The sequence below is a fragment of the Sphingobacterium bovisgrunnientis genome (assembly GCF_009829085.1).
Lineage (GTDB): Bacteria > Bacteroidota > Bacteroidia > Sphingobacteriales > Sphingobacteriaceae > Sphingobacterium > Sphingobacterium bovisgrunnientis.
Map to the genome: position 1 here is coordinate 1 of NZ_WUQY01000002.1, position 23,647 is coordinate 23,647.

At 35.4% G+C, this 23,647-nt stretch carries 19 protein-coding genes and 1 pseudogene; 16 read left to right on the top strand and 4 right to left on the bottom strand.

The features are described 5' to 3' along the window. Window positions 1-260 (bottom strand): helix-turn-helix domain-containing protein (locus GOQ16_RS01400; protein WP_160067187.1); only part of this gene is annotated, 260 nt, incomplete at its 3' end. Window positions 261-376: 116 nt separating this feature from the next. On the opposite strand from GOQ16_RS01400, the gene tnpA reads away from it, so the two are divergent. Continuing rightward, the gene (tnpA, locus tag GOQ16_RS01405) at window positions 377-790 is read left to right on the top strand and encodes an IS200/IS605 family transposase (protein WP_160067189.1); all 414 of its coding nucleotides are present in this window, start codon (window positions 377-379) and stop codon (window positions 788-790) included. 75 nt (window positions 791-865) lie between these two features. On the opposite strand, the gene tpx is transcribed toward tnpA, so the two are convergent. Then, window positions 866-1,363 carry a thiol peroxidase gene (gene tpx, locus GOQ16_RS01410; protein ID WP_160067191.1) on the bottom strand — a complete coding sequence of 166 codons (498 nt, stop codon included), beginning with the start codon at window positions 1,361-1,363 and terminating at the stop codon, window positions 866-868. A gap of 129 nt (window positions 1,364-1,492) precedes the next feature. On the opposite strand from tpx, the gene GOQ16_RS01415 reads away from it, so the two are divergent. The 5 genes from GOQ16_RS01415 to GOQ16_RS01435 all read left to right on the top strand — a co-directional run bounded on the left by GOQ16_RS01415 (window position 1,493) and on the right by GOQ16_RS01435 (window position 7,080). Beyond that, window positions 1,493-2,713, top strand: coding sequence for an OmpP1/FadL family transporter (locus GOQ16_RS01415; protein ID WP_160067193.1), 1,221 nt, complete (start codon window positions 1,493-1,495; stop codon window positions 2,711-2,713). A 5-nt stretch (window positions 2,714-2,718) separates the two neighbouring features. Next, the gene (locus GOQ16_RS01420; RefSeq protein ID WP_160067195.1) at window positions 2,719-4,023 is read left to right on the top strand and encodes an SGNH/GDSL hydrolase family protein; all 1,305 of its coding nucleotides are present in this window, start codon (window positions 2,719-2,721) and stop codon (window positions 4,021-4,023) included. Window positions 4,024-4,105: 82 nt separating this feature from the next. Beyond that, a complete protein-coding gene (locus GOQ16_RS01425) occupies window positions 4,106-4,522 on the top strand; it encodes an OsmC family protein (protein WP_160067197.1) in 417 nt (138 codons plus the stop codon). 536 nt (window positions 4,523-5,058) lie between these two features. Continuing rightward, window positions 5,059-5,913, top strand: a complete 855-nt coding sequence (locus GOQ16_RS01430; protein ID WP_160067199.1) for a hypothetical protein — start codon at window positions 5,059-5,061, stop codon at window positions 5,911-5,913. 303 nt (window positions 5,914-6,216) lie between these two features. Further along, window positions 6,217-7,080: a hypothetical protein gene (locus GOQ16_RS01435; RefSeq protein ID WP_160067201.1), complete on the top strand. Its 864-nt coding sequence runs from the start codon at window positions 6,217-6,219 to the stop codon at window positions 7,078-7,080. Window positions 7,081-7,100: 20 nt separating this feature from the next. Here GOQ16_RS01435 and GOQ16_RS01440 read toward each other — a convergent pair whose 3' ends face one another. Beyond that, window positions 7,101-8,150 (bottom strand): DUF2157 domain-containing protein, encoded by a 1,050-nt coding sequence (locus GOQ16_RS01440; protein WP_160067203.1) that lies wholly within the window; start codon window positions 8,148-8,150, stop codon window positions 7,101-7,103. Between the two features lie 139 nt (window positions 8,151-8,289). On the opposite strand from GOQ16_RS01440, the gene uvrA reads away from it, so the two are divergent. From uvrA to GOQ16_RS01455, 3 genes and pseudogenes are all read left to right on the top strand, one after another. After that, window positions 8,290-11,133 carry an excinuclease ABC subunit UvrA gene (gene uvrA / locus GOQ16_RS01445; protein WP_160067205.1) on the top strand — a complete coding sequence of 948 codons (2,844 nt, stop codon included), beginning with the start codon at window positions 8,290-8,292 and terminating at the stop codon, window positions 11,131-11,133. Between the two features lie 118 nt (window positions 11,134-11,251). Beyond that, window positions 11,252-12,829, top strand: a complete 1,578-nt coding sequence (locus GOQ16_RS01450) for a sensor histidine kinase (protein ID WP_160067207.1) — start codon at window positions 11,252-11,254, stop codon at window positions 12,827-12,829. After that, a pseudogene (locus GOQ16_RS01455) lies at window positions 12,826-13,565 on the top strand (LytR/AlgR family response regulator transcription factor). The gene GOQ16_RS01450 and the pseudogene GOQ16_RS01455 overlap by 4 nt, the downstream one beginning before the upstream one ends. A 39-nt stretch (window positions 13,566-13,604) precedes the next feature. Here the strand turns inward: GOQ16_RS01455 and GOQ16_RS01460 are convergent. Further along, window positions 13,605-14,297, bottom strand: a complete 693-nt coding sequence (locus GOQ16_RS01460; protein ID WP_204987404.1) for a helix-turn-helix domain-containing protein — start codon at window positions 14,295-14,297, stop codon at window positions 13,605-13,607. A gap of 50 nt (window positions 14,298-14,347) precedes the next feature. On the opposite strand from GOQ16_RS01460, the gene GOQ16_RS01465 reads away from it, so the two are divergent. The 7 genes from GOQ16_RS01465 to GOQ16_RS01495 all read left to right on the top strand — a co-directional run bounded on the left by GOQ16_RS01465 (window position 14,348) and on the right by GOQ16_RS01495 (window position 23,631). Next, on the top strand, window positions 14,348-14,737 hold the full coding sequence (locus GOQ16_RS01465; protein ID WP_160067209.1) for a type III secretion system chaperone family protein: 390 nt from the start codon (window positions 14,348-14,350) through the stop codon (window positions 14,735-14,737). Window positions 14,738-14,745: 8 nt separating this feature from the next. Continuing rightward, window positions 14,746-15,438, top strand: coding sequence for a PspA/IM30 family protein (locus tag GOQ16_RS01470; protein WP_160067211.1), 693 nt, complete (start codon window positions 14,746-14,748; stop codon window positions 15,436-15,438). Between the two features lie 2 nt (window positions 15,439-15,440). Then, window positions 15,441-15,689, top strand: coding sequence for a PLDc N-terminal domain-containing protein (locus tag GOQ16_RS01475; protein ID WP_160067213.1), 249 nt, complete (start codon window positions 15,441-15,443; stop codon window positions 15,687-15,689). Beyond that, window positions 15,686-15,880: a DUF4177 domain-containing protein gene (locus tag GOQ16_RS01480; protein WP_159636640.1), complete on the top strand. Its 195-nt coding sequence runs from the start codon at window positions 15,686-15,688 to the stop codon at window positions 15,878-15,880. Before GOQ16_RS01475 ends, GOQ16_RS01480 begins: the two co-directional genes overlap by 4 nt. Before the next feature lie 18 nt (window positions 15,881-15,898). Continuing rightward, window positions 15,899-16,576, top strand: a complete 678-nt coding sequence (locus GOQ16_RS01485) for a hypothetical protein (RefSeq protein ID WP_160067215.1) — start codon at window positions 15,899-15,901, stop codon at window positions 16,574-16,576. A 21-nt stretch (window positions 16,577-16,597) separates the two neighbouring features. Then, window positions 16,598-18,715 (top strand): flotillin family protein, encoded by a 2,118-nt coding sequence (locus tag GOQ16_RS01490; protein ID WP_160067217.1) that lies wholly within the window; start codon window positions 16,598-16,600, stop codon window positions 18,713-18,715. A gap of 74 nt (window positions 18,716-18,789) precedes the next feature. Further along, window positions 18,790-23,631: a DNA repair ATPase gene (locus tag GOQ16_RS01495; protein ID WP_160067219.1), complete on the top strand. Its 4,842-nt coding sequence runs from the start codon at window positions 18,790-18,792 to the stop codon at window positions 23,629-23,631. The last annotated feature ends 16 nt before the right edge of the window (window positions 23,632-23,647 follow it).

Consider the following 23,647-nt stretch of genomic DNA (forward strand, 5'->3'; position numbering starts at 1 on the left):
AAACATCTTAAAACAAATTGTAATGATTGACTATTCACTTCTTTCAGCCAAGCAGTTTCCTCTTTCTTTTTTAGTTCAGTTAAGGTAGCTGCCTGTTTATAGTAATTATCAGACTTTTTATTTGCTTGATATTGCTCTTTCCTTTCATTTAAAAAGTAGTTGTAAACGTAACGGATACATCCAAAATGCTTATCCAACAACACTTTTTGCTCTTGTGTTGGCTGCAATTCAAATTGATATGTCCGAAAAATTATCTTCATTCTACTATTAAATAGTTTTATTTTATGCAAAAAAACATTTTATTTATGCAGTCCGATACGTCTTCTGTAAATATTTCCATTTTCATTGAGAAACATTCACAAAAAACTTCGCTACTATGTCTAAAAAATGTAATTACATCTGCACAAATCGTTCAAAACACTACTTAAAGTGTCATTTAATCTTCGTTTGCAAGTATCGTAAAAAGTTACTTGTCGGTCAGTTAAAAGATGATATGCGTTCTTTTCTCTTAAACATTACTTCTAATTCAGATTTTCAAATTGAAGTGTTTGAATCTGATTTAGACCACATCCATTTTCTTATACGTTATATCCCTCGTGTTTCAATTACTTCTATTGTTCGCAAGTTAAAACAAGAATCTACTTATTACATTTGGCGTTCACCACACAGGTCATTCTTATTTAAACATTTTTGGAAAGAACATACTTTCTGGTCTGATGGTTATTTTGTTTGTTCAATAGGTGAAGCATCTCCTGATACTATTCGTGAGTATATTCTCAATCAGGGTTAGTCGCTTACATCCCACAGGCTAAACACCTGTGGGTTTTACGCTCCGTTTTATAAAACAACCCCTAGCTTATTATTTTTACAGTACTGCTAATGCTGCTTCATAATTAGGCTCATCAGCAGTTTCTGAAACTTGTTCATTATACACTACATTACCGCTTTCATCCAAAACAACCACAGCTCTACTCAACAAACCTTCTAGTGGTCCATCGCTAAATCGTACACCATATGCGTCCGAAAAAGACGAATCCTTGTACTCCGAAAGTGTAATTACATTTTCTAAACCTTCGCCTGCGCAGAATCTTCCTTGCGCAAAAGGCAAATCTTTAGAAATGCAAAGTACTACAGAATTTGGCAAAGAGGAGGCAATTTCATTGAATGCACGAACAGAGGCTGCACAAGTACCCGTATCGACACTTGGGAAAATATTTAATATAATTCTTTTTCCTTCGAAATCTTTTAATGATTTTTGCGACAAATCCCCTGATGTTAAAGAAAAGTCTGGTGCTTGTTCTCCAACTTTAGGTAACGTACCATTCGTGTTAACAGGCGACCCCTTAAATGTTACTTGACTCATGATGTTATATAAATTTTGATTGTTAAGTTAATCATTTCTATTAATCAAAAAAAGACAAATAATTATTTTATTTCTAAAAAAAATACTATGTTAGCATATTATTTTTGGTCATAGCAAACCTTTCACTATATGAGAAAATTACTTTTTGCCCTACTGCTGGCAAGTCCAACATTAACCTTTGCACAAGGTTCACAAGTGAACACACAAGGTATTAGAGCACTAGGAATGTCTGGTGCCGGCTCCGCATTATTTGTCGACGAGACTAGTATTTTTTATAATCCTGGCGCATTATCAAAATCAAAAAACAATGCAATTTCATTAGGCGCTTCTGCGGTCATGTACAGATCAGCATTCAAGGAAACGGGAAGCAATGAACAACATAACACCAAATTCCAAGTAACTCCTCCATTTTCGATTTTCGCTTCTTTTGGACCAAAAGATAGTTGGTGGAAAGCTGGAATAGGAGTTTATACGCCATTTGGTGGCGCTGTGGATTGGGGAACGGAATGGCCAGGGAGATTTGAATTGAATCATCTTGCTATGCGAGCTATATACATCCAACCTACAGTAAGTTTTAAATTAACAGAAAACTTTGGTATTGGCGGAGGATTTGTATACAATAGAGGTTCAGTAGATTTATCTCGTTCTATTCCATTATTTGACCAAAATGGAAATGCTGGACGTGCTGAATTAAGTGGCGTCGGCACAGGTATGGGGTATAATATAGGCGTGCATTACAATTTAGAAGAGGATTTTGCGATTTCCTTAAGCTATAGATCTAAAGTAATTACAAAATTAGAAGATGGAGACGCAGAATTCACAGTCCCATCTGCAGTTGCATCATCATTTCCTAACACTAAATTTTCAGCAGAGCTACCTCTTCCATCGTCTTTTAATTTAGGAATCTCATTCCCTGTGGGAGATAAGTTTGACATTGCCGCTGACGCTACCATGATTGGGTATAGCATTTATAAAAAATTAGTATTTGATTATGAGGACAATACTCCATTTCTAAGTGACACTGAACAAACTAAAAAATATGAAAATGCATTTTCAGGTAAAGTTGGTTTAAACTACGAAGCAACAGATAAGCTTGATCTTCGTATGGGTGCCGGATATGTATACACACCAGTACGCGCACAGTATGTTTACGCTGAGACTCCGGACAATAATCGTCTAATGGGCTCAGTTGGTTTTACATATAATTTGTCCGATAAATTTGACCTTTCGGGAGCTTATACATTTCAACGTATAATGGAAAGAACTGTTAAAAATGTGGAGACACAACTGCACGGAACTTTTAAAACTAATATTCACGCTCCAGGTATTTCTTTAACCTATAAATGGTAATTACGATGAAAAGATTTCAAAAAAACATAAAACTATGCATTGCTATAGGGGCTTTAGCAGCATTAACAGCATCATGCAAACCTGAAATTGTAAAGGAATTAACTCCTGAAAATAAAGCTAATGTCGATTTCTCAAAATATATTGCAGTAGGTAATTCACTAACTGCAGGTTTTGCAGATGGAGGTCTTTATTTGGAAGGTCAGCAAGTCGCTTTTCCCAATTTGCTAGCGGAAAAAATGAAAACACATGGAGGAGGTGAGTTCAATACACCATTCTTTTCTGAAGCACAATCAAATGGTTCTGGATATTATAGATTGAAAGCGTTGGTGAATGGTCAACCACAACTAGAATGGGTGAGCGATAAATCTGCTCTAAATAATGGCGCGCTAACAAAATATGAAGGAACAGAAATTAATAACTTAGGTGTTCCAGGGATGCGTTTAGATCATTCAGGCGTAGGTCTAGTCAGTGCAGGGAACATGTATTTTAAGAGATTAATACCAGATGCTGAGGCAGGCACAAAAAGCTATCAACAGTTTGTAGCAAATCGAAATCATACATTCTTTTCATTTTGGTTAGGAAATAATGATGTATTAGGTTATGCAACAAATGGTGCAGTAAATGACAATCCTGCAGGTACAACAGTATTAACTTCGTTGGCTACTTTTAGAGCTGTATATTCACAATTTATTACTCAATTGACTGCAAATGGACAAAAAGGTGTGGTGGCTACAATCCCGGATGTAACTTCTATTCCATATTTCACAACAGTGACACGTAAAGCACTATTGGATGCCGCATCAGCAGCTTCTGGACAAACGGTTACTAATTTATTTATAACAACAAAAACAAACCCTTCTCGACCAGCGACGGATAATGACTTATTCGTATTGCCTTTCTCTAGTTCTGGATTATTAGGGAACACAAATGGCTCTCCAGCGCCTTATGGATTACACCCTAATAGACCTATCGAGGATAAATATGTGTTAGATACTGAAGAAACAGCCGCTATTAAAACACATATAAATGAATTAAATAAAGTAATAAAAGAGATTGCAAACAGTAAAAACTTAGCCGTAGCAGATGCTAATGCTTTTTTAACACGCTTGAAAAATGGCATAAATTATAATGGCGTAGGAATTAGTTCAGCATTTATCTCGGGTAATGCATTTTCTTTGGATGGTATTCATTTAACGCCAATGGGTAATGCAGTAATGGCAAATCTAGTAATCGAGGCTATTAATGCAAAGTACGGCACAAAATTGGAAAAAGTTGATGTTACTGAATATAGAGGTGTAAAAATGCCTTAACACTAAAAAAATAAAACACTAGGAAAAGGTCACTGAATTCAGTGACCTTTTCTTATTTTAGTAATAAAATAATTTATAAAACATGAAAGTCGAGTTACAACGTATAAATAAAGCTGTTCATTTTGAAGCTTCTAGCGAATTGTCAACAGTAAAAGTAAATATTGATGGATCTGATTCTATCGGCGGTGAAGGAAAAGGTGTAAGGCCAATGGAACTTGTATTGATGGCCTTGGGCTCATGTAGTGTTTTTGATTTAACAACCATTCTTCAAAAGCAACGTCAGCAGATTGATGATATTCAAGTAGAAGTAAAGGGTGATCGCCGAGAAGAAATCCCCAACATTTTCACCAATATTCATCTTAGTTTTATTTTGAAAGGAAATATTGACGAGGTCAAAGCACAAAAAGCTGCTGAACTCGCCGTAAAAAAATATTGTTCTGTCCATGACATGCTAGCAGCAGGAGGCGTGAACATTACTTACAGCTTAAAAATAAATTAACTTTCTGCCACTAGCTATCATTACAAAAACAAAGATCCTGCATAATATTAAAATAATTCAACCGCTATCCTTAGCGGTTTTTTTTATTCAAAGGCAATTCAAGAAATATGATGTGCAAGTCTAAAATGACCAATATTTACTATTAAATAATAATTAATTTAATTTCTGTAAAAAAGTTTATGAAAATATTTTTATGTTACGCTAATTAATATTTATCTTTATTATAAATAAGATTTACAATTAAGAAATATCAATTACATCAATATGAATAATAATAATACAACCACACACGAGCAACTACCTTTTAGCAAACAAGGAAAAAAAAGGAATTACCTATCCCCAACTATAAAAAACATTTATATCATGACAGAGGAGAACTTTGCTTCTACATCAACGCCTTTTATGAGCGAAACAGTTCAGACTCCAAAAGTTACAGATTGGGTAGTTAGAGATGATGAAAAATTTTGGGACTTTTAACACAAATAATCATGGTAATTTTTAGTTAAAGAAGAAATTTTCAAAAAAGTTTCTTCATAATGTTTAATATAACATTTGAAATACTTATAGGATGTTCAAAAAAGTTTGAAATTACAAATTCATCTCAAGAAAAAATCGCAAAAGTAGCAATAAATATTGCTGGCATCTCAGAAACTACGATTCTTAAGCCGTCAAACATCAAAGGGAGTTCATCATCATCTTCAAAACCTACTAACAAACATTATAATAACGCGTTTGCTGAGACATATCATAAAAATAATAGTGGGCTTACTCTAGATGCTTTGGCTGAACAAGTCGCAATTAACTCATCAAACATATCAACAAATAAAAATAATACATTACAAAACTTAAAAGATAATAAAAAAAATATAGCAGCAGTAAGTCCAATGACCCCAGGATTTACTTACAGGATTCTCATTTACACCAACGACTCACCTGAATTATGGAAAACTTTTCAAATAATAGCAGGTTCACCGATAAATATTGAAGTTACAGATGGTGTAACTTACAAATGGTTTGTTTATTCTTACAACAACAACGAAACCCTTCCTGTTCCGACAGATACACAAAACCCTACCGTCGAAGCACCGATTACAAAAGATTTATTGTTTGCTTCTGGCCAATTGACTATCCCCCCTACACCCCCAGGTGAAAATCCTATTTATCCACTTGATATTGTGTTTAATCACAAAATGGCTAAAATATCAGTTAAAATTGATGCAAATATTTTGGCTGATTATGCCACTGTCAACGGATTGAAGGTCGTATTTAGCGATAATGATTATATAAAAAACGGCGTATTTAACATCAAAAACAATGTAATGGATAGTTACAATATTGTGCCAGTTACTGAAATTATTAATTCAGCAGCATCTAATCCTACCAATACATGAAATGTAACTTACTATACAGCAGATCCTGAATCATTAGCTTCTTATTCAATCAAAATAACTGATCTTCCTGTAACTTTTACGGGTGTTGACCCAAGTATTGCAAATGTTAATTTAGCTACATTTAGCAGCGCTATAACTCCTATTCCCAATATCGAGGCTACATTTAATTTTATAACTCCAACAGCTGGACAGGAACTAATAGGCACACTTAATCTTTCTTACACCTTATCATCGAGAAGAATACTACATGTATCGAATACAACAAGTTTTGGGTATTCTTTTCAAAAAGGTCCAAGTTGGAATATGATTAATGCTTTAGAAAACTTTGGTAATTTACCTAATAGTTTAGTTCGAATGCAACCTTACGCTACCGGACAAGGTGTTTGGATTGGTGGTACTGCTAGTGGGGATGACGGAGCGAACTTTCTAACTGCACTTGCAACCACAGCACAATCAAATGCTATAATGGCAAGAATCAATTCCACTGATCCAAATATTCGACCTGATATTGTCATATTAGCCTATGACCATTGGTTTATGACCTCTGCACTCCAAGACACTCTCGTGAGTTACATTAATGATGGTGGCGTGTGCATTATGATGAATGAGTTTACCGATATTAATAGCCCACAATCATTTCTTAACAAATTATTTGTCCTTCCAGCTAATACTATAACCTTAGAACCTCTTGGTCCAGCAGGCACAATGTATCGACTATTGAATGTAGATGACCGCGTACTTAATGGCCCATTTGGAGATGCAAGACAAAAACTATGGGGTGAAGATGCATCAACATCAGTCGGTGCACAGAACTTACCTTTAGATCAAGTAGTTATATACTCTTACGGGCAAGGAGTGAATCGCGCTACGAACGTAATTGATGCTCAAGCAGTTTCTATGTTTAGGCATAAAACAAAAAACTTCTTTTACCTAAGAGATGGTGGATTAATATCGTATGATGGAGGCGTCTCTGCCACCATTTGTCCCTTTGATTACAATCCAGTTACTAAAAGACCAATACCAAAATTATTTGGATATGCAGGAAATGGCTATGGTGTAAGAAGTGACTACGCTTATAATGGAATAATAGCTGGAAACATTATGCTTTGGGCGGGCGAACTTTCAGAATTTAAAGGCATAAAGAGATGGAAATATAGACCCGATTAGACATCTTAAGCAAAGCTCTTCTATTCTGAAGAGCTTTGCTTTTTCCATATCTTTTCGGACCAACGTCCTACTAACCAAAATGATATTGCTAAGATCAGGAAGAAAATTGTTCGATTGATATTATCCCAAAGATACTCTACAAATCGTGTATATAGATTTATCAAAAAGAATACAAATCCAATATCCCGAATTACCGTGTCTCTCTTTTTCAAACCGTATAAAGCTAGACCTAATGACAAAAATACAGCTATCAACCCCCAATAGAATATTTCCCATTGCCTAATCTTTGACCACGCCTCGAAATCACTATAATTTCCAAAGATTGACAAACACCACAAGGCTATCATGGTATATAGCAAACCTATCACTATACTTGTCGACTTAAAGGGCTTTAATTGCGTAAACTTTGGTTGAACAAACACCGCACAAAAGGTTAGAATTATTCCGAAAATGGTAAAACGTAAGGGATAATTCATTCCCCAAAATTTCCATCCCCAATCACTATGGTAAGCTGTTTCGGTTGCAAACCAAATGCCCAAAGCAACTAAGGTAAAGACCCAAATTAACTTTGAACTTAACTTGACGGATAACACGCCGTAAATTAGGATAGAAATAAAAAATAAAATGCTGAAGAAATGATTATCTCGATCTAAAATTTGTCCTAAAAACCCAATACACGCTGCTGTTGAAAATGATCCCGCCAGCATTAAGGTCTCATTTGAAAAGGTTTTATCTGGATATAATTTTTTATTTCTAAACCCCAGGAAGTAAAACAAAAAGGCTAATCCAGCAAAAGCAATGCAAAATATCACATTGGGAGTATCATAAAATTGCTGAACAAACTTTTCAAGAGCATTATCCGAAAACAAGGAAATTACTGAAAAAATCAGAGACGCCAACGCTACCCAAAAAGCATATCGAGCAAGTACCTTCCACTCAAAACTACGCTCATCAATTGTAGCTTTAAGCTCCTCCGCTTTTTGGTTATCCAAATTTCCATTTGCATTCCAAAAATCAAGCGCTTGCTCTACAGTTTCTTTTTCTTGGCGACTTAAATCTAATTTTTTCAAGGGCAAATTGTTTGTCAAAGTAAATTACAAAAACTATTCCATCATCCGAATATAATATTAGGTAATAACACCTTAGACATCAGTACAAATTCCGCTTAATAATGAGTAACTTTGCAAGTTCGTAAATTTTTAGCTCGATATGTCCAAAACAAAAGTAGTCGATTTAGGTGATCAAAGTGAAGTAGAAGTATATGGTGCTCGTGTACACAATTTAAAAAACATTGATGTTTCTTTTCCGCGCAATGAGCTGGTGGTTATCACAGGATTGAGTGGTTCGGGAAAATCTTCTTTGGCTTTTGACACCATTTATGCAGAAGGACAACGTCGTTATATGGAAACTTTCTCTGCCTATAGCCGTCAGTTTTTGGGTGGATTAGAACGTCCTGATGTAGACAAAATCTCCGGATTGAGTCCGGTTATCTCTATTGAGCAAAAAACTACGAACAAAAATCCGCGTTCTACCGTAGGTACAATTACCGAAATTTACGACTTTTTACGTCTGCTGTATGCACGAGCAAGTGAAGCATTTTCGTATGCAACGGGTAAAAAAATGCAGCGTATGTCCGAAGAGCAGATTGTAGATCGAATCTTAACTGACTTTAAAGACGAAGGAATTAATATTTTGGCACCTGTTGTCAAAGGTCGTAAAGGGCATTACCGTGAATTGTTTGAGCAGATTCGCAAACAAGGCTATTCTAAAGTTCGCGTGGACGGCGACGTCTTGGACATAGAGCCAAAAATGCAGGTTGACCGCTACAAAATCCACGATATCGAAATCGTTATTGATAGACTTCACGCTTCAGAAAGCGATAAAAAACGCTTGTATACTTCGGTGCTCCAAGCGATGAAAGCTGCAAAGGGCATCATCAAAATTGTAAATCGCGATAATACGAAAGAACAGTTTTTTAGTAAATATTTGATGGATGCTGAGTCAGGCATTTCATATGACGAACCGCAACCGAATACATTTTCGTTCAACTCACCTTATGGGGCATGTCCCAAATGTGATGGATTGGGCTATATTTTTGAGATTGACAAAAACATTGTCATTCCAGATAAGAAATTAAGTATTCAAAAAGGTGCAATCGTTCCTTTGGGTTCGCTAAAAGAAAGTTGGAATAGTGCCATCATTAAAGCCGTAGCTAAGAAATTTGAGATTTCGCTTACGACTCCTGTCGATAAGTTAACAGAAGAACAAATAGATTTGATGCTTTTCGGTGCGGAAGAACCTATATCACTTACTGTTTCATACGGGTCTTATGGCGCAAGAGAATATAAAGTCACTTTCTCGGGCATCTTCAAAATGCTGGAAGAACAAAGTGGTAAATATTCGGACGATGCGCCTGCATTGGATGACTTTCGTACGCAAGTGGTGTGTCCAACTTGCCATGGCGACAAATTGCGTAAGGAATCACTACATTTTAAAATAGCCGATAAAAACATCGCAGAATTGGCTTCAATGGACATTTCAGTTCTGGCAACTTGGTTGGAAAATGTAGAAGACAAAATGGATGAGCGTCAAAAAACTATTGCCGTTGAAATCCTGAAAGAAATAAGAACTCGTCTAGGATTTTTATTAGACGTAGGTTTGAATTACTTGACATTGAATCGTTCGTCAAAAACATTATCAGGCGGTGAAGCGCAACGTATACGTTTGGCTACGCAAATCGGTTCGCAACTGGTAAATGTCTTGTATATTTTGGATGAACCAAGTATTGGTTTGCATCAACGTGATAATGAACGTTTGATTAATTCCTTGAAAAATCTTCGAGACATCGGAAACTCGGTATTAGTTGTGGAGCACGACAAGGACATGATTCTGAATGCGGATTATGTAATCGACATGGGACCTGCAGCAGGTGTGAATGGCGGAGAAATTGTAGCAGAAGGTCTTCCAAAAGACATATTAAAAGCAGATTCACTTACCGCAGCCTATTTGAATGGCAAAAAAGAAGTAGCTATTCCTAAAGAACGCAGAAAAGGTACAGGCGAAGTATTATCACTAAAAGGCGCGACAGGCAATAACCTTAAAAATGTTTCTGTTGATTTTCCATTGGGAAAATTAATTTTAGTTACTGGAGTATCGGGCTCTGGAAAATCGAGTTTAATAACAGGTACGCTCTACCCTATTCTGAATAAACATTTTTTCCGAGCGAAAGCAACGCCAATGCCACACAAAAGCATTGAAGGCTTAAAAAATATTGATAAAGTTATCGAGATAGACCAAAGTCCGATTGGAAGAACACCACGTTCGAATCCATCGACCTACACAGGTGTGTTTTCGGATATTAGAACGCTTTATGTTCAACTTCCTGAAGCTAAAATCCGTGGTTATAAGCCAGGACAATTCTCTTTCAATGTAAAAGGAGGACGTTGTGAAACTTGTCAAGGTGTAGGCATGAAGATTATCGAAATGAACTTCTTACCGGATGTACAAGTCCCTTGTGAATCGTGTAATGGCAAACGCTATAACCGCGAAACATTAGAAGTGCGCTACAAAGGAAAGTCGATTTCGGATGTCTTGAACATGAGTATCAATGAAGCTGTAGATTTCTTCGAACATATTCCATCGATTTATCGTAAGATTAAAACATTACAAGATGTAGGTTTGGGTTATTTGACTTTAGGACAATCGTCCACTACCCTTTCAGGAGGTGAAGCACAACGCGTAAAATTAGCGACAGAACTATCGAAAAAAGATACAGGAAATACGTTTTATATCCTTGACGAACCAACCACAGGATTGCATTTTGAAGATGTTAATGTTTTGTTGGGAGTTATTAATCGTTTAGTCGACAGAGGAAATACAGTTTTGATTATTGAACACAATTTGGATGTAATCAAAACAGCGGATTGGATTATTGATATGGGACCAGAAGGAGGTCGCGAAGGTGGAAAATTACTTTTTGCAGGTACACCAGAAGATTTAATCAAAGTTAAAAACTCTGAAACCGCTCGATTCTTGAAAGAAGAGATGAAATGATAATTTCCTAAAAACTAATTCATTTGGTACATTTACTAATAGAGATGTACCAAATTCTTTTTATACCTAAAATATGCAAAAGCAGTTGTAGATTTTTGATTAAACAAATTTAAAAACTATGACTATAAGATTAATAATTCTAATTTTATTGATTACAACATTCAATAAGATATGTTGGTCCCAATCAATTATCCAAAATCGCATATACACAGCTGGTGCTTATGATAAGAAAGGAATAAGTATTGGTTTTGCTGTAGACTCCACAACTACTGTTTTATCTTACTTTCAAAACTTTAATAATCTTCCGAATACTTATTTCAATTTAATTGAAAATGCAAAACATATTCAATTTTCTGTTACTTACAAAACTGCTGCGCTGGCAAAGAATTACATGTATACTTTAGTAGACGAAAATGACCAACCTATTTCATCAGGCTGTTTTAGTGACTTACCATATGAAACCAACTCAATATTCGGAATAAGCTACTTACTGCCAGTTAACGAAATAAAAAACAAAATTATTTCCCTCATTATATTCAATAAAGAAAATCCCAAGATAGGTTTAACAACAACAGTTTACAATAAGCCGATTCAAAAGAACAAAACAAATGTTCTACTTTGGGGAACCATAGATAAAAATGGACAAAAAGGGTATTCTGTTACACCGATTGATAAAAAAATAGAATTATCTATATCATCCGCACCATTAATTGTCTCAATGGATAAGACACCCTTTGAATATATTTACACGTTATTAGTAAAAGATTTAAATACCAACAAAACAGTCTACGAAGACCAAAATTGGAATTATAGTTATATCAATTCAGAAGATGGTAAATTACCATATATAGTAGTTAACAACACTATTTTCAAAAAATCGGGTAAATACGAATTAATTATTCAGCCCAAATTGAACTTTGTAAATGAAAAAAAACTAAGCCAATATTCCACATCAAAAATTATTAAAGTGGAATGGAAAAAAGAATATCATATGACTGAAATATTAGTAGCGGCACTATCAACTACGACATTACTACTTCTAATTGGATTCCCATTATATAGAAATTGGGGTCGCAGAAAAATACTAAAAGAGAAATTCCAAAAAAGACTTGCTGAAACTGAACTTAAGGTTATTCGTTCACAATTAAATCCACATTTCTTATTTAATTCCCTAGCCTCAATCCAGAGTTTAGTCAACACAAATGAGATTGAACAAGCCAATAAATACATCAGTCATTTTTCTAAATTGACAAGAAGTATTTTAGACAATCAGAACTATAACACTGTACAGACAGAAATAAATCTTTTGACAGATTATCTCGAGATGGAAAAACTAAGAGATATTTTTCATTTCCAAATTAACATATCTGAAAATTTAGATAGAGAAGTTGAAATCCCAAGTATGTTGCTTCAACCACTGTTAGAAAATGCTATCACACATGGATTATCAACATTAGAAAATGGTAAGATACTTGTACAATTCGGTAGAAGTAATGATGATTTGATTATATCTATAGAAGACAATGGAATAGGATTTGATAGCCAAAAAGATTATCAGGGATTCGGATTAAAACTCACAAAAGAAAGAATATCTTTATTAAACCAAATCCATAAGGAAACACCTATTCATATAACCATTGATTCGAATAATACAGGTACAAAAATATTTATCCATTTCAAAAACTGGCTAACGTGATTAAAAGTATCATAATAGATGACGAAATAGCAAACATAAAGAATCTTAATGTCCTATTAAATAAATATTGTCCTGAAATTACTATTGTAAATACGTCAGATAATATATATGACGCTGAAAAAATTATAAGAGCAGATAAACCAGACTTGATTTTTCTGGATATCCGTTTAAAAGAAAAAACTGCTTTTGATTTATTACCGAATATTCAAGATATCCTATTTGAAGTCATATTTGTAACTGCTTATGATGAATATGGAATTCAAGCCATTAAATTTGCTGCACTGGATTATATTTTGAAGCCTATAAATATTAAAGAACTACAAACAGCTGTTGCAAAAGCTGTTCTTAAAATCAAATCCAACCAGCAAAATTCTCAAATACAATTTTTGATAGATCAACTTCAACCAGCTCAGCCTAGTAGAAAAATAGCTCTACCCATGCAATCGGAAATTAGATATGTTAATATTGATGAAATTATACGCTGTAAAGCAGATAATACATATACAACATTTCATCTCACTAATGAGACTATAATAATATCAAAATCCCTCAAAGAATATACAGATTTGTTAACTCCATATGGATTTATTCGAACTCATCAAGCCATCTTATAAATACGAAATATATTAAAAGTTGGCTAAAAGAAGATGGTGGTACAATTTTACTTGAGAACGGCAAGAAAATACCCGTCTCTAGACAGAAGAGAGATTTAGTAAAAAACATACTTTTTAAATAATCAAAATCTCCATTTGAAATTCAAATGGAGATTTTTCTACTAAACCCTAGCAAACTTTGCATACAACTTCCAAAAAGATTGCTTATTTTCTTCTGTAAAAACTGCTTCCTTCCAATCGTTTAATTTTAACTTTATTTGCTTGTCAGCTACATCGTATTGCCCAAAAAACATATCTTCTCCGCCTAAGTAAAAACCAATTTTTGAATCTAGAATATGGAGTATATCAATCTCTACATGCTCAAAAAACAGAATTGTCCCTTCTTCAAAAGGAAAATCAGCAGGATTTGAAATTATATCCGAATTTTCCACAGCCAGCATACTGTGTTTATTATATATTGGGAAATATATATGAGGCAGTTCTTTTAATTCAACCACTGAATTATTTTGTAAATATTCCCGATTCAAAAAAGGTATTTCTGTTAAAGCCTTTGAATCCACTTGAATTGACTTTTCAAAATGATCCTCAAAATTTAAAATTTCGTTAACCGTCAATTGCTTTTCGAGCAGCTCCGCTATTGGAATGCTAAAATATTTTGCAATCTGCAAAATTACTTCTATACGTGGTTCTGCACGAAATTCCTCATATGAGGAAATATTACCTCTAGTCAAGTTAAATAACTCTGCAAAAGCCTGCTGACTTAACCCTTTCACCTTTCTAAGCTTCTTAATATTATTACCAATTTGACTCATTGTAAAAAATAATTTAAAATTATTTGCAAAAATATTTTGCATTTACTATCTTTATGCTAACATTATAAGCAAATATATAAAATAATTAGCCAATGAACTTCAAAACTGTTGAAAAATTTATTCTCGATTTGGATTACACCATTATCAGCAAGAATGAGAATGAAGGTTTTTTTCTGATTGAAAACAATTTTGATGGCATTAAGAATCTGATAGTAGGTGTTACACCTCCGATTATCATTTTCGAACAACATCTATTTTCGTTGCATTCGGACAACTTGCATATTTTCAAATCGCTATTGATTAAAAATAGAGATATCATTCATGGAGCATTTGCACTTACCGAAGATGGCAAGCGTGTGATTTTTAGGTACACTTTACAATTACACAACCTGGATCAAAATGAATTTGATGCGGCTATTAATTCGCTTTCTTTGTTGCTAGGCGAATACAAGGAACAACTTATAAAATTTTCTAAGAAATAAATCGTGTGATGAATATTTTTAAAAGACTTTTAAAAATCGGACAAGCAGAAATTCATGCTTTGGTCGATAAGATGGAAAATCCAATTCATTTGATTGAAAAAGGAATTGAAGAAATGAAACAACAGCTATCAGAATTGACGGAATCTTATATAACGAATCGAGCGCATTTAATACGAAGCGAGAATCTTGCTAAAAATAAGTTGAATGATGCAGCGAGTTATGAAGATAAAGCCATGTTGTTGTTACAGAAAGCCCATCAACAAGAAATTGACGCAGCAAAAGCTGATCAACTTGCATTGGAAGCGCTGAATATTAAGAAAAAATTAACATCTGAGGCAGCAGAAATCACAAACGAAGCGGCAATATATTCTGAAAAAAACAATTTACTTAACAGTAAAATTGATATATTAAAGTTCAATATTGCAAAGTGGGAAAAAGAGGTAAGTACGTTGAAAGCGAAACAATTAATAAATAAAGCTTCTGAATTTGCAAATAGACAAATGGCCAATATAGACAACAACAGCACAATTGAGCTTCTGGAAAAAATGAAGACCAAATTGGAACATCAAGAAGCGTATAATGAGGCATTGGAAGAATACAGTCAGCAGCATACAGAGAATGAAATAGACTATTTGCTCAGCAAATCGGATACGACCAACGAAGAATTAGAAGCATTAAAGCGTAAAATTAACAACACTTAAAGATGAACAATTTAGTATTTATAAATATCGGAACAGCCGAAATGTTTATGCTCGTCATTATGAGTTTTCTAGTATTGATTCCACTAATTATGGCTAGCGGAGCACTTTGGGATTTGCACAAAAGAGATTTTTCACATAAGACTACAGACAAGATATTGATCATACTTTTGATACTTTGTGCACCATTCATTGGCACATTAGTCTACATATTAATAATACGAAATCATTATCCAGTAAAATTAGCAGTATGAAAAGATTTGAATATAAAACGGTAAAAGTTGAGCCAAAAGGTTTTTGGGGAACCTTATTAGAACCAGAGGAAATAGACAAAATTCTTAACGAATTTGGCCGACAAGGATGGGAATTGGTAAGTGTGCAAGACCTTACCTTCGGGGGTAATTCTTGGACATTCCACTATACATTTAAAAGAGAAACAATTTAATTTTAACGACCCAAAATTATGTCCGAAGTCCTAAACATACTTTTTAATCCTCTGCCAAATGCAATTATGACGTTGTTGACAGGATTGTCTCTATTGTATTGGTTGTTTACGATGCTGATGGGTGATGGTTTTGATTTTGGCGGAACAGATGTTGATGCAAATTTTGAAGGAGCTGATGTACAAGATATAGAAGGTGATTCAACTATAGATGGAGATGCAGAACCATCGTTCATCACGAAAGCCATGGATTTTATCAATATTGGTAAAGCTCCTTTGATGGTAATCGTTACACTTTTCAAATTTATTGGATGGCTTATTACGATTGCGACGTCGATACTTTTTCATCTTGGTAGTTACGGATGGAAATCAGTATGGATATTAATCCCAATACTTGTTTTGACCTATTTTTTGATGCATTATGTAACAATACCTGTAGTGAAACTCTACCAAAAAGTAGGGTATTCTGGTGAAGAAGCTCTAGAATTTTTGGGCAGAACAGGAAAAATGCGTTCGAGCATCAAAGGTGAAAGTATTGGTGCTGTCGAATTATTGATTCAGCAAGATGTCATCCGACTAAATGTAAAAAGTGTGGATGGTTCAGAAATTCGCTATGATGATGAAGTCACCATTGTGGATGAGACTGCAGACAAAAAATACTATTATGTTCAGAAAAATATAAACCTAAATAACTTTTAAAAAATAAAACTTAAATATATCATGGTTACTAATCAATTATTATTTATCGATGGACTAACAGGGATTGTGCTCATAGCAGTTGGTGCTGTAGTCTTTATCATCATCGCATTTTTTGTGGTACTTAGTATGTTTTACAAAAAAATTCCTCAAGGAAAAGCGATTGTACGTACCGGTGTAGGAGGCTCGAATGTAGCTTTCAACAAAGGTATGTATGTCATTCCGGTATTCCATAAAATGGAAGTAATGGATATTTCTGTCAAGAAAATAGAAATCAACCGTATGCAAGGTGATGGCTTGATTTGTAAAGATAATATCCGAGCAGATATCAAAGTTGCGTTCTTCGTACGTGTCAACAAATCCGTCGACGACGTAATCAACGTAGCTCAAAACTTAGGTTGTGACCGTGCTAGTGAGCCAGAAACATTAAAAAATATCTTTGAGTCTAAATTTTCAGAAGCACTTAAGACTGTAGGTAAAAAATTCGATTTCATCGAATTGTACGAAGCGCGTCGTGAGTTTCGTGATGAGATTTTAAATATTATCGGTACGGATTTGAATGGTTATATCTTGGATGACTGCGCCATTGACTACCTGGAACAAACGGAACTGAAATTCTTGAGTCCTGACAACATTTTGGATTCTGAAGGTATCAAAAAAATCACGGAATTGACGGCTAAACAAAATATGAATGCGAACTTGATCCGTCGTGAAGAAGAAAAAGTAATCAAAAAACAAGATGTAGAAGCCCGTGAAGCTATTTTGGAATTAGAACGTCAATTGGCTGAAAAAGAAGAAAAGCAACATCGTGAAATCGAAAACATTAAATCTCGCGAAGGTGCAGAAATTATAAAAGTACGCGAAGAAGAACGTTTAAAAGCAGAGACTGTTCGTATCTCTACAGAAGAAGCTTTAGCGATTCAAGAAGAAAACAAGGCTCGTCAAATCATCATTGCAGAGAAAAATAAATTGCGTACGGAAGCAGTAGAAACAGAACGTGTAGAGAAAGATCGTGCATTGGAAGCGACAGAGCGTGAGCGTATCGTGACTTTGGCACAAATCGACAAACAACGTTCTGTAGAGACAGAGCAAAAAACTATTCAGAATGTCATCAAAGAGCGCGTTCAATTAGAAAAAGGCGTAATCGAAGAGCAACAAGCGGTGAAGGATTTGGAAGTATTTCGTGATGTAGAACGTAAGAAACAAGCTGGTGTTATCGCAGCATCTCAAGAAGCAGAAGAGCGCCTGATCGCAACAGTGAAAGCTGCTGAAGCAGCGAAAATAGCTGCCGAGCAAGAGGCAGAGAAAAAAGTAATCGATGCAGAAGCTTCACGTAAAATAGCGGAGAAGAAAGCACAAGAAATTTTAATCGAAGCAGAGGCGAAGAAAGAAGCTTCGGCTAAAGAGGCTGAAGCGCGTAAAATCATTGCGGAGGCAAAAGCCAAAGAAGAAGCGGCTATCGGATTGTCAGAAGCTGAGGTAATGGTTGCCAAAGCAGAAGCGGAAGAAATCCAAGGTACAAAAGAAGCTAATGTGATTGAGAAAAAAGCCGAAGCTATGCGAAAAGAAGGTTTGGCGCAAGCAGAAATTGTGCGTGAGAAAGCTTTAGCAGAAGCAAAAGGTATTGAGGAGAAAGCCGCAGCAATGAAGCAATTGGATGGTGTCGGGAAAGAACACGAGGAGTTCAAATTGCAATTGCAGAAAGAGCGCGACATCGAATTGGCGCATATCAATATTCAAAAAGATATCGCTGGTGCACAAGCTGCGGTATTGTCAGAAGCATTGAAATCTGCGAAAATTGATATCGTAGGTGGCGAAACGTTGTTCTTCGAGAATATTGTACGTCAAGTTTCTAATGCCAAAGGTTTTGACAAATTGATTGACAATTCGCAACATGCTACATCTATAAAGAACTCGTTACTAGGTCCAGATGGAAAAGGTGATTTGGCAGAAAAAGTTCGCGCGTTAGCAGACAAGTATGGCATCTCAACAAATGACATTAAGAACCTTACTGTTTCTGCTGCTTTAATCAAATTGCAACAAGCGGCTTCATCAGAAGATAACGAAGAAGATAAAGGATTCATCAATTCATTGTTCGGAATTGCTAAGAATTTAGGTATTTCGAATAAGAAGTTAAGTTAAAATTCTGACCAATAGTAATCCTGACAAGTCAGGATTACTACATTAATATAAAATAGCCTCAAAAACTATTATCCATGCAAGAAAACAAAGAGGTACCTATAAAACAAGATTCGCTAGATACAGGCTCATACGAAATCATTCGCAAACGCCTGTTGACGCAACGTGATGATTTAGCAAAGCGTGTGAATGAGCTTAATTCAGCGCGCAAGGAAGTCTTCAATTCAACAAGCTTTGTATTGAAAGCTAACCAACGCATTACAACTGAGAATAACTGTGTTGCGCGTGGCATTATAGCACTTGACAATATTTGTATTTTCGGTTATAACGTACATTTTGGCCTTCGTACAGAGATTAAATTGGAGGATGTATTTAGTATTTATGCATTTGAAGATAATCACTTTAATCCTCTTTCTCTTGATTTAATCAACGATCCTAATTTTATTACAGACTACCAAAATCTTTATAAATATTACCGCGATTCCATATTTTCGAAATTCCGCAGAACGGAAAATTTTCTATATATGATATTCCAAACCAGCAAAAATGCGGAAGACAGAAAAGCGTTTAAATGGTTAATAAAAGGCGATAAACTTATCTATCAAGATGACCGTAGTATTCATGAGGTCAAATTACCTATACAGCATGAATTCTCTTGGACCAAAACGACTTTAGAAGATCGAAGGCTAGGTAAATTTCCACACATTTCAATTCTGGATAAAGTCTTTATCGAAGCATTGCATGGCGATATTACGTTCAAAATCGAGAATAACACAGATTCTGGACAGGGAATTTATTCGGAAAAGGTTGCTAATACGGATCAACAATTGGATGATGCGGATTACTATTATGCCGATTTAGGAAACTTAATTGCAGTTCGCGTAAAGCCTTATCAAGAAGATTTTAGAGCTTACATTTTCAATCAGCGTACCAAAGAGGTTGTCAACATCAAATCGTTGAATGAATCGGCTATTTTGCTACCTGATAATCAAGGTGTCATATTTTCGAATGGCTATTATTTACAGAACGGCACGTACAAAGTATTTGATAATACCTTTGAAGATGTTTCCTTCTTGCGCAGAATTGCCTCACCTAACGGTGAAGATTTCTTGTATGTATTTACGCAATCGGAGACCAACACTTATATCTTGATGTCTTATAACATCATTCAGCAAGCGGTTGAGACTCCTATTATCTGCAATGGTTTTACAGTATTCGATGATGGTTCGTTGATTTATTTCCGAACTGAAGCCGAGGCTACACGTCATCATCAGGTGCAGATTTGGGAAACGCCTTACATGGCAATCTTACAAGAAAACACCGAAAGACGCGATGATCCAGTGTACAAAGTAGGCAATAAGCAAATTGTACAAGCTATGGCCGAAGTCCAAGAAGTTGTGCAATTGGTCAACAAAGAAGACAGCTATGAAGGGCTTTATGAAGATATTCTGCGCAAAACCAATGGAATATTAGATAGCTATTTTTGGATTAATGATCCTGCATTAAAAAGTTTGGGTGAACCACTAAAGCAGATCTCGGAAGTTGCGAATACCGCAATAGATGAATTTGTGAAAGTGCAAGCGCTACGCAAACATGCTTTAGAAGTCGTAGAAAACACACATAAGAAATTAGAAAATCTCGTGTTCCAGATCAACAGCACAACTGTTGAAAAGCTGGATCAGTTGGTACATCAATTGGCAGATTCGCGTAAACTTCGAGGTGAAATTATTGATCTGAAAAATGTAAAATATACCGACGAAGCACAAATAACTGCACTTTCAGAGCAAATTGAAAAAATTGCCGTTGACCTTTCGGACAAGACTGTTACTTTTTTATTGAAAGATGATGCCCTCCTCTCCTACGAAGAACGTGTCATCGATCAGAAGAAAAAAGTAGAAGAAATTACCAAAGCTTTTGACGCCAAAGAAGTTGAAGAAAACAATACAGCCATTTCTTCTGAATTAGAATTGTTGATCGATATTCTCAATAGTCTTAAGATCGAAGATGCTACACAAACGACTAAAATCATTGAGAAAATATCGTTGATATTTTCATCGTTGAACGAGGTTCGTGCACAACTTACGCGTAAATTAAATTCTTTGCGAAGTAAAGAAGCTGTAGCGGAATTTTCGGCTCAATTGACTTTGTTGGAACAGTCGGTGACAAATTATTTGGAACTTTCTACTTCGGCTGATAAGGTAGACGAATATTACACAAAGATTGTTGTTCAGCTTGAAGAATTAGATAGCAAGTTTTCGGAATTCGATGATTTTGCGTTGAAAATCGCGGACAAGCGCGATGAAATTATCAAAGCTTTCAGTGCGAGACGTGAACAAATTGTGGAGCAGCTCAATAAAAGAAGTTCTTCTTTGGAGCAGATTGGCTTGCGTGTTCTCAAAAACATTGAGAATAAATCCAAAACCTTCAACACGCGTGAAGAAATTCTAAGTTTCTATGCTTCCGATTTGATGATTAACAAAATTCGTGAGCTTATCACCGAATTGAAGTCATTAAACGATGTTTCAAAGGCTGAAAACTTAGAAAATTTACTTAAAAAATCACAAGAAGATGCATTGCGTGTCTTACGCGACAAGACGGAGCTCTATGTCGATGGCGACAACATTATTGCCCTTGGCAAGCACAAATTCACCGTAAACAAACAACCGCTTAGTCTGACCTTGCTTCGTCGCAATGAAGAATTGTATTACCATTTGACAGGTACGAGTTTTTACCAAAAAGTAAAAAGTCAAGAAATTCTGTCGTTTCAAGATATTTGGGAGCAAGAATTAGTTTCGGAGAACAAGGCTGTTTACCGTGCTGAATATTTAGCCTTCAAAACATTTTTAGCTTCGCTAGATCAAGAACCTTTCAATGCAGAAGAATTTATCACACAAACGGTAGAACAAAGTTATTCGGAAAATTACATCAAAGGTGTTCACAATTACGATGCATTGTTGATTTATCAAGCTATCAAAACGATGGATGACAAAATGGAACTGCTTCGCTATTCGCCAAAACTACGAGCTACTGCACATCTTTTTTGGTTTTTGCTGCCAACTGAAATTCGCCAAAAACTCGAAGCGTTAATCCATTCCACAGCTGGCGTGATAAAAGCTTTTCCAAGTAGCAAACGCTATCAAAGTACCATAGATGAAATTGAAAAAGAATATCTCAATTGGAAAACAACGCTTGATGTTTTTGAAACATCTTCCAATCAGATTTCAACTTATCTTTTCCAGACTATTTCCCAAAACGGAAAAATGGTATTGAGCGAAAGCGCTGACCATTTGAAACAAGATTTTGTTCGTGCACTGGAAAACAAAAAATCATTAAAATCCTTACAAGACGATTTAGAAAACACACATTTCAGTCTGGAAGACAAGTATCATCTGCTACTCAATTGGTTGCATGCTTTCATCGATGAAAATGCAAATTATGAAACCTATAGACTATTGGTTGAGGAAGCCGCAGTGGAATTACTTTTTCCAAAACAAGCTTATCATTTGCATTTTGCCAACGACACGACATCTTTAGAAGGATTAAAAGGTAATCATGCTGTTTTGGAAGACGGCAAGTTGTCTATCCATTACCATGAATTTATGGATAAGCTCAATACTTTCACGAATCATGACGTCCCACGCTTTAATTCTTTCGCAGCAATGAAAGAGCAATTGGTAAAATCTTATGAGAAAGAGTTAAAAATCCATGAGTTTGAACCGAAAGTGTTAACTTCTTTTGTTCGTAATAAGCTTATAAATGAGGTGTATTTTCCACTCATCGGAAACAATTTAGCGAAACAATTGGGAGCAGCAGGAGATAATAAACGTACTGCACGTATGGGTATGTTGTTGTTGATATCTCCTCCAGGCTACGGTAAAACAACTTTGATGGAATACCTCGCGAAGACGATGGGTTTACATTTTGTGAAAGTCAATGGTCCTACTATTGGGCATTCTATTACGTCCATTGATCCCGTCGAAGCCAAAACTTCTGGCGAACGCGAAGAGTTAAAGAAGATCAACCTGTCTTTTGAAATGGCAGATAATGTGATGCTGTATCTCGATGATATTCAACATTTGAATCCAGAATTTCTCCAGAAATTCATTTCATTAGCGGATGGGCAGCGCAAAATCGATGGTATTTTTGATGGGGAAAGTAAAACTTATGACTTACGTGGCAAACGTTTTTGTATTGTGATGGCAGGAAATCCTTACACAGAGTCAGGTTCTAAGTTCCAAATTCCAGATATGTTGGCGAATCGTGCGGATGTGTACAACTTAGGAGATGTCATTGGCGATACCGAAAATTTGTTTAACCTAAGCCTTATTGAAAATGCTGCCATTGAAAATCCTCATTTGGAGAAAATTGCGAGCAAATCGTTTAAAGATTTCTATGCGTTGATTGATTTTGCGCAAAATGGTTCCGAGCAATTACCCGATTTAGAAGGTAATTATTTAAAACAAGATGTTGATAATTTCGTAGCGGTACTTAACCATGTATTGAAAATTCGTGATGTCGTTATCAAAGTCAACAAAAACTACATTCAATCCGCAGCGATGCAAGATTCGTATCGTACAGAACCATCATTCAAAATGCAAGGCTCGTATCGTAACATGAGCAAGTTGGTGACACAAGTCGTACCAATGATGAATGAAAAGGAAATCGACGACATGTTACGTGCACATTACGAAAGTGAATCACAAACTTTGACAGCTGACACAGAAAGTAATTTACTGAAATTAAAAGAATTGGCCAACTTAATAACTGCGGAAGAGCAAAATCGTTGGGAAGACATCAAAGCCATTTTCCGCAAAAACAACAAGCATGGTGGCCTTGGAAAGGATGACAAAGTTTTTGCACAGCTTATGGAATTTAACGAAAATCTAGAAGGAATTATTAAGGCAATAAAAGGAAATTAATTAATTTAAAAATGAA

Coding starts and splice junctions, on each gene's coding strand:
- tnpA (WP_160067189.1), top strand. CDS start 377: ATGTCTAAAAAATGTAATTACATCTGCACAAATCGTTCAAAACACTAC.
- tpx (WP_160067191.1), bottom strand. CDS start 1,363: ATGAGTCAAGTAACATTTAAGGGGTCGCCTGTTAACACGAATGGTACG.
- GOQ16_RS01415 (WP_160067193.1), top strand. CDS start 1,493: ATGAGAAAATTACTTTTTGCCCTACTGCTGGCAAGTCCAACATTAACC.
- GOQ16_RS01420 (WP_160067195.1), top strand. CDS start 2,719: ATGAAAAGATTTCAAAAAAACATAAAACTATGCATTGCTATAGGGGCT.
- GOQ16_RS01425 (WP_160067197.1), top strand. CDS start 4,106: ATGAAAGTCGAGTTACAACGTATAAATAAAGCTGTTCATTTTGAAGCT.
- GOQ16_RS01430 (WP_160067199.1), top strand. CDS start 5,059: ATGTTTAATATAACATTTGAAATACTTATAGGATGTTCAAAAAAGTTT.
- GOQ16_RS01435 (WP_160067201.1), top strand. CDS start 6,217: ATGATTAATGCTTTAGAAAACTTTGGTAATTTACCTAATAGTTTAGTT.
- uvrA (WP_160067205.1), top strand. CDS start 8,290: ATGTCCAAAACAAAAGTAGTCGATTTAGGTGATCAAAGTGAAGTAGAA.
- GOQ16_RS01450 (WP_160067207.1), top strand. CDS start 11,252: ATGACTATAAGATTAATAATTCTAATTTTATTGATTACAACATTCAAT.
- GOQ16_RS01460 (WP_204987404.1), bottom strand. CDS start 14,297: ATGCAAAATATTTTTGCAAATAATTTTAAATTATTTTTTACAATGAGT.
- GOQ16_RS01465 (WP_160067209.1), top strand. CDS start 14,348: ATGAACTTCAAAACTGTTGAAAAATTTATTCTCGATTTGGATTACACC.
- GOQ16_RS01470 (WP_160067211.1), top strand. CDS start 14,746: ATGAATATTTTTAAAAGACTTTTAAAAATCGGACAAGCAGAAATTCAT.
- GOQ16_RS01475 (WP_160067213.1), top strand. CDS start 15,441: ATGAACAATTTAGTATTTATAAATATCGGAACAGCCGAAATGTTTATG.
- GOQ16_RS01480 (WP_159636640.1), top strand. CDS start 15,686: ATGAAAAGATTTGAATATAAAACGGTAAAAGTTGAGCCAAAAGGTTTT.
- GOQ16_RS01485 (WP_160067215.1), top strand. CDS start 15,899: ATGTCCGAAGTCCTAAACATACTTTTTAATCCTCTGCCAAATGCAATT.
- GOQ16_RS01490 (WP_160067217.1), top strand. CDS start 16,598: ATGGTTACTAATCAATTATTATTTATCGATGGACTAACAGGGATTGTG.
- GOQ16_RS01495 (WP_160067219.1), top strand. CDS start 18,790: ATGCAAGAAAACAAAGAGGTACCTATAAAACAAGATTCGCTAGATACA.